General features: G+C 40.6%; 10 protein-coding genes. 4 read left to right on the top strand and 6 right to left on the bottom strand.

Going from position 1 to position 14012, the window contains the following annotated elements:
- Positions 1-273: 273 nt before the first annotated feature.
- Positions 274-990 carry a basic amino acid ABC transporter substrate-binding protein gene (locus tag CVS86_RS09165; RefSeq protein ID WP_107791687.1) on the top strand — a complete coding sequence of 239 codons (717 nt, stop codon included), beginning with the start codon at positions 274-276 and terminating at the stop codon, positions 988-990.
- Positions 991-1090: 100 nt separating this feature from the next.
- Positions 1091-3829, top strand: a complete 2739-nt coding sequence (locus CVS86_RS09170; RefSeq protein ID WP_107791688.1) for a M16 family metallopeptidase — start codon at positions 1091-1093, stop codon at positions 3827-3829.
- Positions 3830-4104: 275 nt separating this feature from the next.
- Here CVS86_RS09170 and CVS86_RS09175 read toward each other — a convergent pair whose 3' ends face one another.
- From CVS86_RS09175 to CVS86_RS09185, 3 genes are read right to left on the bottom strand one after another with little or no spacing between them, the layout of a single operon-like run.
- Entirely contained in the window at positions 4105-5007 is a 903-nt protein-coding gene (locus tag CVS86_RS09175; RefSeq protein ID WP_107791689.1) for a hypothetical protein, read from the bottom strand.
- A 45-nt stretch (positions 5008-5052) separates the two neighbouring features.
- Entirely contained in the window at positions 5053-5274 is a 222-nt protein-coding gene (locus CVS86_RS09180) for a hypothetical protein (protein WP_002941152.1), read from the bottom strand.
- Between the two features lie 32 nt (positions 5275-5306).
- Positions 5307-5600 (bottom strand): putative quinol monooxygenase, encoded by a 294-nt coding sequence (locus tag CVS86_RS09185; protein WP_012140151.1) that lies wholly within the window; start codon positions 5598-5600, stop codon positions 5307-5309.
- A 162-nt stretch (positions 5601-5762) separates the two neighbouring features.
- Here CVS86_RS09185 and CVS86_RS09190 point away from each other — a divergent pair, with 162 nt between their 5' ends.
- Both CVS86_RS09190 and CVS86_RS09195 read left to right on the top strand, forming a co-directional pair.
- Positions 5763-8216 carry a molybdopterin-dependent oxidoreductase gene (locus CVS86_RS09190; RefSeq protein ID WP_107791690.1) on the top strand — a complete coding sequence of 818 codons (2454 nt, stop codon included), beginning with the start codon at positions 5763-5765 and terminating at the stop codon, positions 8214-8216.
- An 88-nt stretch (positions 8217-8304) separates the two neighbouring features.
- Positions 8305-9411 (top strand): D-TA family PLP-dependent enzyme, encoded by a 1107-nt coding sequence (locus tag CVS86_RS09195; RefSeq protein WP_107791691.1) that lies wholly within the window; start codon positions 8305-8307, stop codon positions 9409-9411.
- A gap of 196 nt (positions 9412-9607) precedes the next feature.
- On the opposite strand, the gene CVS86_RS10140 is transcribed toward CVS86_RS09195, so the two are convergent.
- From CVS86_RS10140 to CVS86_RS09205, 3 genes are all read right to left on the bottom strand, one after another.
- Positions 9608-9730: a hypothetical protein gene (locus CVS86_RS10140; protein ID WP_258033763.1), complete on the bottom strand. Its 123-nt coding sequence runs from the start codon at positions 9728-9730 to the stop codon at positions 9608-9610.
- Between the two features lie 360 nt (positions 9731-10090).
- On the bottom strand, positions 10091-11923 hold the full coding sequence (locus tag CVS86_RS09200; protein WP_107791692.1) for a dynamin family protein: 1833 nt from the start codon (positions 11921-11923) through the stop codon (positions 10091-10093).
- Positions 11916-13997, bottom strand: coding sequence for a dynamin family protein (locus CVS86_RS09205; protein WP_107791693.1), 2082 nt, complete (start codon positions 13995-13997; stop codon positions 11916-11918). Before CVS86_RS09205 ends, CVS86_RS09200 begins: the two co-directional genes overlap by 8 nt.
- Between the last annotated feature and the right edge of the window lie 15 nt (positions 13998-14012).

Genomic DNA, 14012 nt, shown 5'->3' on the forward strand with positions numbered 1-14012 from the left:
AAGCCGTCCCCTTATCCCCCTTTTTAAATCCCCTAACCCCCTCGCACGTTAAAGGTGGCATGCAATGGTGCTTCGCACTGCATGCATTTTAAAAGCTCTAGCAAGTTTAAAATTTGGTGATATGATAAATTTTAAATTTGCCCGACTTCTTTTAGAGCACTTGTCTATACACTTTACAAGCTTGTGTAAATTTCTGTCATTGTGCTAAATTTAAACAAATTTTAATAGATAAATGCCGATAATTAGGGCTTTAAATCACCTTAAAGGATAGACATGAAAAAGATCTTTGCTCTTTTACTGACAGCTTTTGTTGCTCTTTGTGCAAACGAGCTAAAATTTGGTACAGCGGCAAACTACCCGCCATTTGAATACATCGATGAAAACAACAAAATAACAGGCTTTGACATCGATTTGATAGATGAAATTTCAAAGCGTGCTGGCTTTTCATATAAGATCATAAATATGAGCTTTGATGGCCTTATCCCAGCGCTTAAAGCTGGCAAGATAAATGGCATCATAAGTGCGATGAGCGCGACTCCAGACAGACTAAAGTCGATTGACTTTACAAAGCCATACTATCTAACTGAAAACATCTACCTAAAGAAAAAAGGCAACGACGCTTTAAAGGATAAAGAAGAGCTAGCTGGCAAAAAAGTAGGCGTGCAACAAGGCACCATCCAAGAGCTAGCTGCAAATGCGATAAATGGCGCAAAAGTAGTGCCTTCAGAAGATACTGTGCCACTCATCATGGGACTAAAAGTTGGCAAATTTGACGCAGTCATCCTTGATAGCTCGATCGGCTATGGCTTTATCAAGAAAAACCCTGAAGTAGAGGCATTTTTCAAAGAGGTTGATGGTAGCGAGGGCTTTTCAATCGCTTTTGACAAAAATAAAGAGAGCGAGCTTATCGCTAAGATAAATCAAATTTTAGATGAGATGAAAAAAGACGGCAGCTACGACGCACTGCTTAAAAAATACGAACTAAAATAACACCTCTCAACTAGCCTGCAAATTTAGCAGGCTAGCTTTATCTTGCATTTTAAAATTTATACTAAAATCCGCTTTTACATAGAAATTTAAAGGACGGATTATGAGAAAAATTCTGCTACTTTTGTGCCTAGCGCTTAGCCTCTTTGCCTTGCAAAATGACAAAGATATGCTAAGTGGCGAGCTAAAAAACGGGCTTAAATACTATATAAAAGAGAATAAACTCCCACAAAAAACGGCCATCTTTTACCTAGTCGTAAACTCAGGCTCGACTGATGAGAAAGACGGCGAGCAAGGGCTTGCGCACTTTTTGGAGCACATGGCGTTTAACGGTAGCCGTGACTTTAGCAAAAATGAGCTCATTAAACAGCTTGAGAGCCTTGGGGTTAAATTTGGCGCTGATCTAAACGCACAAACAAGCTACGATCAAACGAGCTACACGCTAAGCATAAATGTAAATGAGAAAAATTTAAAGGATGTTTTTAAGGTCTTTTCAAACTGGATCGATGGCGTAAAGATCGACGCAGGCGAGCTTGATAAGGAGCGAGGCGTCATAATGGAGGAGGAGCGCCAGCGAAATACGCCAGCATATAGGCTCTATCTTGCTCAAAGCAAGGACATCTTTGCTGGCAGCATCTATCAAAAAAGAGTGCCTATAGGCGATATGAACGTGATAAAAAGCGTAGATGCTAAGCACATGCAAGAGTTTTATGAGAGGCTATATCAGCCAAGATTTATGAGCTTTGTAGCAGTTGGCGACTTTGATAAAAACGAGATAAAAGCTCTGATAGAGAAAAACTTTAGCGCAGCAAAAAATAGCAACTCATACGTTCATCCAGATAAAAGCATCGCTTTTAAAGATGGGCTAAATGTCTTTAACTACGACGCAAACGAGACGGCTGCTCAGTTTGTAAGACTTAGCTTTTTTGATAAATTTAAGCCAGTCTCAGACGAGGCTGATGTGAAGCGAAATTTAAAAGATGCGCTAATAGCAAGCCTTATAAATATGCTTTATGAGCAAAAAAATGCAAATAATTCATCAAATTTAAGTGTTGATTTTATGGCGCAAACGCTTCAAGCAAAGCAAAAAATTTATAGCTTTGAGGCAAATGTGATCGGAGATGATTTTAACGCTAGCCTTAAAGATATGTTAAGCGTTTTAAAGGGCATTGAGAAATTTGGCTTTAATAAAGGCGATTTTAGCGATGTGAAAAAGGCGTTTGTGGCAAACGTAGAGGCTAAATTTAAACGCTCAAAAACTAAAAAATCAAGCGTTTATGCAAGTGAAATTTTAAATATGATCGAAAATGGCGGCTTTGTGCTAAGCGATGAAGATAGCAAAAACCTTAGCCTAAAGCTCTTAAACGAGATCACGCTTGAAGATGTAAATGCTAGATTTAGGCAAATTTTAGCCATACCTGATGAGCGCGTGAGGGTCTTTAGCAAAGATGGCTTTAAGCTTAGCAAAGATGCTTTTTTAAAGCTAAAAGATGAAGCAAAACCTTACGATACAAATTTGGCTAGCCAGAGCCTAAATAAGAGCTTTGGCAATGAAAATTTAGAGCCAAAAGATATAGTCTCTAGCGAATTTGACCAAAAGCATGGCATCTACACTTATAAGCTGCCAAATGGCTCGCAAGTCATCTTTAAGCCACTAGCTACCAAAAAAGATAGCATCTTGTTTGCAGCCATTAGCAAGGGTGGCACTTCAGATCTAGCCGATCCTAAGCTTGGCGGCTTTGCGGTTGCGCTCACAAATGAAAGTGGCGTTGGCAAATTTAACAACTACGAGCTTTCAAAGGTGCTAAACGACAAGATAGTAAGCTACGAAAAGAGCATAGAGGCGCTTACACAGGGCATTTACGGCTCTTCAAGCAGTGGCGATCTTAGCTCGCTGCTAGCTGTTATAAATTTAGAGTTTAGCTCACCAAGAGCCGATGCAAACGTGCTTGAGAGGATAAAACAAAGAGCAAAAGATGAGCTAGCTAAAGAGCAAAATTTACCTGAATATAAATTTAGTACCGAATTTAGCAAGTTTTTTTACGAAAACAATAAGCGTGTAGCGCCCATCGAGATGGCGCAGATCGACGCGCTAAAGCTAAATGAGCTAAAAGAGATCATCAAAGATAAATTTACAAACGCAGCCTCATACACCTTCGTAATCATCGGCGACACCGACGAGCAGAGGCTTTTGCCACTTGTTAAAAAGTATATCGCTACGTTGCCAAAGCTTGGCGAGGCTGAAAATTTTAAAGACGATGGCGTGCGAAGCATCAAAGGACAGCACACCTTTAAAAGGGAGTATCAAAGCACAAAAAGAAGCGACGTGAGCGTGGATATAATAAATTTAGATACAAAATATAGCTTCAAAGAGGTGGTCAAGCTAAGAGCGCTAAGCTCGGTCTTAAAAACGGCGCTTCGTGAAAAGATCAGAGAAGACAAAGGCCAAACATACGGCTTTAGTCTAAATGCTAGGCTCGCTCGCTATCCGTATGAGCACTCAAAGGCGGTGATCGGCTTTACTTGCGACCCTGCAAACACAGACAAGATCATCGCCGAGATAAAGGAGATAATAGCTAGCATCAAGCGTGATGGCGCGCTCTTGCCAAAACATTTGGAGGATTTTAAGGCGCAGAGTGAAATTTCTATAAAAAAAGATTACGAAAAGCCTGAGTTTTGGCAAAATCTCATCATCTCAAATAAAATTTTCAACACGCCACTTTACACGGCTGATGAGTATATAGATGCGGTCAAAGCGCTCACAAATGACGACATCAAAGAGGCTGCTAGGCTATATCTTGATGAGAAAAATATGGTGATAAGCATAAATAATCCAAAGTAGAAATTTTTTGGGGCTGGGCTGGCTGGCTGGTTTTTAAATTTTAAACCTGAATATAAATTTATGGAGCAAAGCTGGCTCTTTAAAATTTAAGATTAAGCAGAAATTTGAGAAGTCAAGCTAGCTCTTTAAATTTAAACTTGATTAGAAAATTTGGAGCTAAACTAACTCTTTAAATTCAAATCTAAATAGAAATTTAAAGAGCTAATAGCCTCCAGAAATTTAAACCTGAGTAGAAATTTTAAGAACCATGCCAGCCCCAAAATTTAAACCTAAAGCTAAGCCAGTATGTCCTTTGGCTTTAGCTTGTTTAGCTTTTGCACCAGATCGTCAAAGCTCGCGCCATTTTCGACCTCGCGCCTGATAAATTCCTCAAAAAACTCACGTTTTATGTCTTTATCCGTGTAGGTTACGCTCTTTTTGGTAACTTGCATAGGCTTAAATTTCTCTTCTTCTATCTCTTCACCGCCATCTTCTCTAACTGGCGTAAGAGCGATATTTTGCAGCACATCAGCGATATTTTCGCCCTTTTCATAGCTTGTTTTTAGAAATTTCAAAAACTCATCTTTGCTATTTTTATCAGCGTAGCTTACACGATGCGCCATCGCTTGACCTAGGATTTCTATGCGCTTTTTAGCCGATGTTTGCTCGTAGTGCAAGGCACCGTCTTTAAAAGAAATTTTCACATTTGCATGCTCGCCAAGTATCCTTTCGGCGGTAAATTCCAGCCATTTGTCTTTAAATTTATCTATGCTTAGATCAGAGTCTAGTAAATTTGTAGCTTCGCGGTTTAGATAAAGTGTGCCATTGGCGTGGTTGATTAGAATTTTCAGGTTGTCGGTGGCAATAGCATATATATTGTAAGTTTTGTTAAACTCATCTACGCTAAAGCCGTTTTTCTCGCTGGTTAGAATGGAGCTTGCTCGCCAAAGCTTCGTGCTATCAACGAAATTTTTAAGGCTAGCAACTTCATCTTTACCCATAGAGCTATCAAGCCCGTTCATCTTGCCCCAGATAGAAATTTTATCATTTGACGAGTAGCCAGAAAGCGATAGATGCTTGATGTCTAGGGCATTGGGAGAAATTTTTACCTTGCCTAAATTTGCGATAGTCGTTGGCTGCTTACTAAAAGTGTCTTGGTAGTTAAAGCTTTGATTAAGTCCATTTAGTGCGTTTATCATGTCAAATCCTTTAACACTATATCGGCAAATGGATTTAAATTTTAATTATTTTTTATTGCGGTATTTTTCGAAAATGGCGATCATCTGGTGCGAGTCTTGCGCGACTTTGAGCTTGTTTGGGTTTTTGCTAAGCAGCTCTTCTCTTAAAGCGTCGATGAACTCCTTATCCTTTTTGCAGGCTTCAAGGCTCACACGCCCTCTAAGTATAGCCATAAACATAATATCGGCAGTCGCGTTTATCATCTCAAGCATCTTTTCTTCGCTCATTTTTCTAAATTTTGCTCCTTTTTAAGCAAATATTATTCCTTTACGCTTACAAAATTTATTATTTTCACCTCTTGGCTCTCTTTGCAAGCCTCCAGTGCAGCCGCATTTTTCACCATGTGAGCGCTCTTCATGTGCTCTTTTTGGCTCTCTAAATTTTCCCAGCTCTCCATAAAGCAGTACTCGCTTTTGGTGCCCGCAACCACGCCACACTCGTAGCTTATGCAGCCTTTATCTTTTCTTGAAGCTGGCACGATCTCTTTTAAAATTTCTTCAAATTTCGCCTCACATCCAGCTTTTAATTTTACATTTACATAAAATCCTACCATTTGCCTATCCTTTAATATTTTTTTGGCTAAAATAACGCAATTTAGACGCAAGTTTGCGTATTACATTACAAGGCCTTTTCATGACTAGATGATACAAAATACTAAATTTATAACTCATAAAACTAACCAAAAACAATAAATTTAACCAAAATCGGAGAGAAAATGAAAAGACGAGACTTTTTAAAGCTTGGTGCCTTAAGCGCAGCAAGCCTTCAAGCAAAAGAGCTTGACGGAGCAGCTCAGGCGCTTTTTGACAAGCAAAGTGGCCTAAGTGCAAACAAATTTGGCCCATTTTATGTAAGAACTATCGCAGGCCGCGTTGTAGAGACTGAGCCGTTTGAGGGTGATGCGTGCCCAAATGAGCTAAACAACGCACTTCTTGATCACATCCAAAACGAAAGCCGTGTAAAATATCCATTTGTTAGAAAGAGCTTTCTGGCTGACCCAAACAACCCAAAGCCAGAGCTTCGTGGCAAAGAGGAGTTTGTGCGCGTTAGCTGGGATGAGGCGATAAAACTAAGTGCGAAAATTTTAAAAGAAAACTTTGATAAATACGGCGCTGAAGCTATCTACGGACAGGTTTATCAGTGGGGTAGCCTTGGTAAAGTCGGCCACAGCCAAAAGACCGCAAAGAGGCTACTTAACGTGCTTGGCGGCTATGTAAATGAGCTTGGTGGCTACTCATACGGCGCAGCAACTGTCATTTTGCCTCACGTCACTGGCTCGATCGATCCAACACTAGCGCCAACAAAGTGGGAGGCTATCTTAAAAAATGCCAAAACGATCGTATTTTGGGGCACAAACCCAGTCGTTTCAAACAAGATCGCCATTGGCGTACCGCTACACAACTCATATAAATACTACGATGAGATCAGAAAAAAAGGCGAGAGCGGCGAGATGAAAATTTATAGCGTCGATGTTTATCACAACGAAAGCGCAAGATATTTTGGCGCAAAGTACCTTGAAGTCGTGCCTTGCACCGATACAGCGATGATGATAGGTATGTGCAACTACCTTTTTGAAAAGGGGCTTTACAGCAAAGAATTTATAGAAAAATACACCGTTGGCTTTGATAAATTTAAAGAGTATATGCTTGGCACAAAAGACGGGGTCAATAAAAACCTAGCTTGGGCAAGCAAAATTTGTGGCGTGAGCGAGCAAGAGCTGGCGAAATTTAGCGAGGATCTAGCTAAAAACGACTCAGTCATAGTTAGTGGCTACGCCATCCAAAGGCAAGATCACGGCGAGATGGCGTATTGGGCGCTAGTGACGCTAAATGCGATGCTTGGACACATCGGCAAAGAGGGTTGTGGCTTTGTCACAAATGACGGCATGCACAAAAACGCTGATGAGAGCTTCATAGCGCCTAAACTAGCGGCTTTTGAGACGAAGGTGCCACAAAAATTCATTGATAGCGGCCTTGTGCCAAAGACTAAGGGCTATGAGCTGCCAAACTCAAGGCTCATAGACGCGCTTTTAAGCCCTGGCAAAGAGATAACTAGAAATGGCAAGAGCTACAAGCTACCAAAGATCAGAGTGATGTTTAATGCCAACGGCTCGACATTTACAAGGCATCCAGAGACTAATAGAGCGATAAAAGCTATGCAAAAAGTGCAAGCGATCATCACTTGCGAGCCATTTTGGACGAGCACGGCTAAATTTAGCGACATCGTCCTGCCAGCTGCGCTTGAGTGCGAGCGAACGGACATCGAGATGGCAAACTCGACTAACGAGTATCTCTTTGCCATTAAGCCACTTGTTGCTCCATTTGGCGAGAGCAAGAGCGACTTCGAGATCGCAAGGCTGATCGCAAAAGAGTGGGGCAGGGAAGAGGCGTTTAGTGAGGGCAAAAGCGAGCTAGAGTGGGTAAAAGAAATTTACGAAGATGCCGTTAAAAAGGCTACTGGACTTGGATATGAGAGCATGCCAAGCTTTGATGAGTTTTGGCAGAAGGGATATTTTAGATTTGACAAGGTCGATGAGAAAAAACGCTACTTTACAAACTACAAGAAATTCCGTGATGATCCAGCGGCAAATCCGCTAAAAACGCCATCTGGCAAGATAGAAATTTACTCTGGAACGGTCGCTGGCTTTGGATATGATGACTGCCCACCGCATGCGACTTGGCTTGAGCCATTTGAGTGGCTGGGTGCGAAAAACAAAAAGTATCCTATCGCCATCAGCGGCGCACACTCTAAATTTAGACTTCACTCGCAGCTAAATAACTCTGTGCTTCGCCATTTTAACGAGATCGCAGAGCGCGAACCAGTGCTCATAAACCCAAAAACAGCCGAGGCTAGAGGGATAAAAATGGGCGATGTGGTAAAAATTTACAACGACAGGGGCGAAATTTTGTGCGGTGCCTTTGTGACCGAGGACGTGCCACAAAACGTCGTCATCGTGAGCGAGGGCGCTTGGTACGACCCAGATGTGCCAGGCGAGAAGAGCCTTTGCTTGCATGGAAATTTAAACGTGCTCACAAAAGACGTGCCATCAAGCAAGATGAGCCAGAGCAACACCGCCCATACGAGCCTTGTCGAGGTCGAGAAATTTAAGGGCACGCCAAAACGTGTCAGGGCGTTTGATGCACCAAAGATCGGCGCAAGAAATGCCTAAAAGTAACACTTTGAAAATTTAAAGTGCTAAAAGCTATCCTTTTTTAAATAATTAGAGTTAAAATCTAAGAAAAAAGAAAGGATAGCTCATGAAAATAGCCGAAATAGACACTCCAGCACTGCTCATAGACAGAGAGATAGTGCTAAAAAACTTAGAAAAAATGCAAAAATATGCTGATAAATTTAACGTAAGCTTAAGACCACATACCAAAACGCACAAGATGCCATACTTTGCAAAACTGCAAGTAGAGTGCGGCGCAAAGGGCATCACGGTGGCAAAGGTGGGCGAGGCTGAGGTGATGGCAAAAGAGGGGCTAAGCGACATTTTTATCGCAAATGAGATCGTAACAAGGCAGAAATTTGCTCGCATTATAGCCCTTGTAAGATCTGGCGTTAAAGTGAGCTTTGGCGTCGATAGCGTGGGCGTTTTAAGGCTAATTAACGAGGTCTTTGGCGAGGCTGGCGAGATAGCTAGGCTGCTTGTCGAGATAGAGGTTGGCGAAAACCGCTCAGGCGTCATAGAAGAGAGCGATTTTAGAGCTTTGATGGGCGCTTTTAAAGAGTGTAACAATGTGGAATTTTGCGGTGTTTTCTCGCATGATGGCCACTCGTACAAGGCAAAAGATAAGCGTGAGTGCGAGCAAATTTTTAGGGTGGCAACCGAGAGAACGCTAAAATTTGCTGGTATCGCGCGAGAGTTTGGATATGAAAATTTTACCGTTAGCATCGGCTCTACGCCCTCACTGATAAACGATTTTGAGATACCAAAAGGTGTCACGGAGCTGCGACCTGGCACATATATATTTATGGATGCGTCGCAGGCAAATGCCTATGGCAGCTTTGATATGAACGCTGCTAGCGTGCTTAGCGTCGTGATCTCAAGGCCGACTGCCACCCGCACGATCCTTGATGTTGGAGCAAAGGCGCTAACCAAAGAGAGACGCAGTGAAGGTTTTTGCACGACGCCTGGCATGGGGCTCATCGCGGAGCATGAAGTGTGGATAGACAGCCTATTTGACGAGCATGCGATCATCTTAAACGAAAAATTTGCAAAAAACGTGAGCGTGGGTGATCTCGTGCGGATTTATCCAAATCACATCTGTCCGGTGGTAAATTTGTATGACTACGCCTATCTCGTAAGTGACGATGAGGTCTGCGAAAAGGTACCAGTTTTGGCAAGAGGTAAGATAGAGTAGGGATATGGCAGATAAAATCTGCACTAAACAAATTTAAACCACTGCATGGATTGTAGTAAATTTATGCTTTTTGGTAAATTTTAAAACTTCATTCACTCGCAAGAATTGACTACTAAAATTTGGCTTCGCTTACCGCTTAGCTCAAATTTTAGAGCCGAAATTACTCGCTCATGAAATTTTAAAATTTACTTGACTCTTATATAAATTGACGAAGCAAATTTACAAATTTTAAAATATTACTCACTCGCCTTAGCAGACTACTAAATTTAGGCTGCACTTCGTTTAGCACTAAATTTAGAGCCATGATATGCTCGCTCATAAAATTTTAAATTTGCTTTATTTTTTTGGAGTAAAACGCATGTAGTGCTCTAGCACTGACGCATGCCACATCTAACGTCGTCGGGGTTAGGGGATTGTTAAGGGGGAAGGGAGCTTCTTTGCTTCGCAAGCTCGCAACTGCAAGCAGACCGTAATTCAAGCCTCTTCCCCCTTAACAAAGAAGCAAAACTTTAAATTTCTAAAAATCTTTTTTTCAAATTTTAAACTTTCATTCACTCGCAAGAATTGACTACTGATTTTAGGTCTCGCAAAGCTTACCACTAAAATCAGAGCCGAAATTACTCGCTCATGAAATTTTAAAATTTGCAAGACACTTGCACGCGCAGTTTGAAGTCAAATTTTACTTTAATATCACCGAACTCTTTTGAAGTTTTTCTAGCTTTAAAATTTGCTCTTTTGGCTTTGCTTTTAGGCGTTCAAGCATCGCTATTTTTTGGGCGTAAATTTCATTAAATTCGGTCTTTATATCAAGCAAAGTTTTATTTAAAAAAGAGTTGTTTGAGCACATAAGATCGTCAAATTCATACAAGCTAAAGGCATTTAGCATGCGCTCATAAACCTCTTTTGCGCTTGGGATGTAAAGTGGCGTACCCATTTGCAGGTGCGAATTTAGCGAGTTTTCGATCTTTTGCTTTAGAAAATAAACCGCAAGTTTAAGCGCATTTTCGTAGTTTGACGCAACCTTTACGTCAAGCTTTTCAAAAAAGAGCGATATCTTTTGCGTTGCCTTAAATTTGGCATTTTCATACTCTCTTAAGAAATTCTCATAGGTCCTGCCAGCATAGGTATTTATCGATTTTGTCTCGTAGTTTGAGGCAAACTCATCAAATGGATTAAAGCTCTCATAGCGAGATTTATAAACGAAAAGCTCATCTTCTAAGCTTTTATAAAGCTCATCAAAAGCCGATATGATCTCATTTTCAAGCTCTTTTAGATCTCTTTTATAGCGTTTAAAAAATTTAGAAAAGATGAAATCTTCATAGATGAGCTTTGAAAAGACTTCGTCCGTATCAAGGCTTATCATTTCAAAATTTTCTCGCTTATAAATTTCTTTGTTTAAAAGCGTCTTTGCTGGGTTAAATTTTGTCCTAGAAAATGGCTTAAGCAGCTTAAAAACTTCATCACTTGCAAGCTTGATAGCCTCGCTCATATCGCTGTATCGTAGGGCGATTTTAGGCTTAAACTCCTCTTTTATAGCCTCCAGTTTTTCTTCAAGCGTGGCATTAAATTTATCCAAAATTTCACCAGCTGCGCTATAAACTTTTAGGCGATTTTCTTGCTCGCTAATCAAAAAATTTACTATCTTTTTCGCCCTTGCTTTTATGAAATTTTCTTTAAAGTTCGCGTTTAAAAACGCCTCTTTTACCGCGCTTAGTGCTTTAGCAAAATTTGAGCTTTCTAGCTCGCTCTTGTTTTCATTTGTGATGCCATTGAGTGCTTGCTTTGATGAGATGGCGATGATATCGTCAAAAAGCTCGCCATAAGTTTGCCTAGCGTGCTTTAGCAAGCTTTCAAGCTCGTCCTTGCTTAGCTTATCCTTTTGGTTTATTAAACAAAGCGCCTTTAGGTCGTTTGTCTTTAAAATTTCTTCTACGCTTTCAAGCTCGCTAGCCTTTGCTGCGTTGTTTGCGAGGCTTAGCCAGATCGCGCCACAGACCTTTTTTAGTGTGTTTTTGGTCTCTTTTGTGTCGGCATCTCGTAGTGAGTTTAGGCCGGGCGTGTCGATGAAATTTACCTCTTTTAAAATTTCGCTTGGCGCATAAAGTGTCATGCTCTTTATCTGCTCGCTCATGGCGTTTAGCTCTGCAAGCTCACTGCTAGCTAGCAAACTCTCGCTGCCATTTGTAAATTTCACGCTAAGAAGTGGCATCTTTGCAAATTTTAGCCGCACAGCCTTTGCCGTGACAGGCGTTAGACCTGATGGCAAGATGTTTTGCCCAAGCAGAGCGTTTAAAAATGTTGATTTGCCACTTGAAAACTGCCCGATGACGGCGATGAGAGGCGGCTCATTTAGAGTGTCGATTAGTAAATTTAGGCTCTCTTTTATCTCATCGCTTGCGTGCAGGCTTGGATCATTTAGCTCATTTACCAGCCTTGCTAGCTCGCCCATAAAGTCGCTTGTAAAAACCTTAAAATATCTCGCCTTATAGGCATTTATGAACTCATTAAACATTTTCTAGCTCCCCTAAAAGCGAGCAAATTTCATCTTGCAAGGCGTTTTGTTCTTTTAGTTTTAAAAGTGAGTTTTGATTTTGCGAGCTAAGCTTTTCTAGCTCACGATCTAGCTCTTTTAGCCTCTTATCAAGCGTGGCTTTTTGAGCGCTTTCATAGGTTTTTATGAGGTTTAAAAGGCGATTTTTTTCATGGTCAGTTAAAATTTCACAAAATTGAGAGATATTTTTATCTTTTAGCAAGCCCTCTTTTAAGCCTAAAAGTGCTTCACTTGCGTCACTTGAAATTTTAGCTCTAAATGCAGCTAAAAGCTCCTTAAATTCAAGCTTTACGCCCATTTGCTCTAAAAAGTCATTGATGTTAAAAACCTCGTCTTTGCTCATCACATAATCATCAAAATTTAAAGCGATATTTTGCTCGCATGATCTTGTTTGCACCAAAGTTTCGTTTCTAGCCTCTCTCATAAGCGCTATCACACCGTCACGAAGCGTCGTTTTTGCTATTTGCTCTAGGCGCTCTAAATTTAAGCTTTGCTTTTTACTTTTGCAGTAGGCTATCTCACTTTTTGCCTTGTCGTTTAGATTTTGCAAAAGCGTCTCAAGCCCCATTTTATAGATGTTTTTGGTGTTGCTACTTTCAAGTTTTGCAAGCTCATTTTGAGTTAGACTTTCAAGTTTAGAAAAATTTTCACTAAGTGCGTTCTTAACGCTTGCCTGCTCATTTTGAAGCTTTTTAAGCTCCACTTCATAAGCTTTGAGCGACAAAATTTCAGCCTTAGTGGCTTCAAGCTTGCTATTTAGGATATTTTTTAGCTCCTTTTGATACGAGCTTAAGATAAGGGCTGATTTTTTAGAGTTTTTGCCAAAGAGCACCTCGTAAAGATAGTCTTTAAACTCCTCTACGCCGCTATTTGCAGAGCCTTCTAAGTAGCTTTTTGCACTAAGCGCAAAATAATCAATCTCCACGCCATTTATCTGCTCGCCGATCGCTTTTTTAGTGTAGTTTAGCGTCTCGCTTAGCTCTTTGGCACTTAGCTCATCAGCGTGAGTTAGCACCACGGCAAGCCTTACGATATGCGATTTTTCAAGGCATTTTTTCAAAAATAGCGCATCCTTTTGCGTGGCACTTTGTGAGGCGTTCATGAGGTGAGCCAAAAGGTCGCACTCTCTCATAAAATTTGTAGTGATCTGCTCTCTTAAAACCACCGCGTCATCGATGCCTGGCGTGTCGATGATGCAGACATTGTCCTTTAAAAGCTCCAAATCGTCATAAAGCTCGACGCTTTTTACGAGATTTGCTGTTTTTGAGCTTGAAGAGGTGTAGTTTTTTATCTCATCTATGCCGATATCTACGCTTTTGCTTGGTAAATTTTCGCTTGGTACGCCAAGTGCTAAAAGCTCATCTAAGGTGTAAAAATTTACCTTTGCATGGCTATTTTTATCGTGCTTTAAAATGGTTAAATTTATCGTCTCTGGCACGTTTGAAGCGCCAAGGATGGATTTATTTAAAAGAGCGTTTAAAAGGGTTGATTTGCCAGAGTTTATGACGCCACTTGCAGCTATGTTAAAAAGCGTTTCGTTTGATCTTTTTTTGGCTGCCGCAAGTGCCTCTAAAAATGTTTTATCGCTATCAAGTAAGCTTGCTTTTTCGTTTATCTCATTTAAAAAGTCTAGGTTTTTATGGAAGTGATCTTTTGGCTTGGTATGAGAAATTTTAGCCTCATTAGCGCCTTTGTTTTTGCTTATGATCTTTTCTAAAAAGGCAAATTTCTCATCATCTATGATCTTTTCATCACGTAATATTTCTAGGTATTTTACTATCTCATCACTTGAAATTTTAGCCTCGTTTAAAGCTTTAAGAGTCGCAAGCTGCGCACTTTGTATGCTAAATATATCAAGCTCAACCTTAAGCCTTTTTAGCACCAGCCTAAACTCATCAAGCGCCATAAACTGATCTAAATTTCTCTCGTCGCAAACTATAAGAAGAGCTAGCAGATCTGGGTAAAATGGCACGCTAGCAGCAGCATTTGTATAAATTTTATTTGCACGCCAAGCCTGTTTTAAAAACTCATCCATAAAGACTCTTTTCAT

Source organism: Campylobacter concisus, assembly GCF_003048605.1.
Taxonomy (GTDB): Bacteria; Campylobacterota; Campylobacteria; order Campylobacterales; family Campylobacteraceae; genus Campylobacter_A; species Campylobacter_A concisus_BM.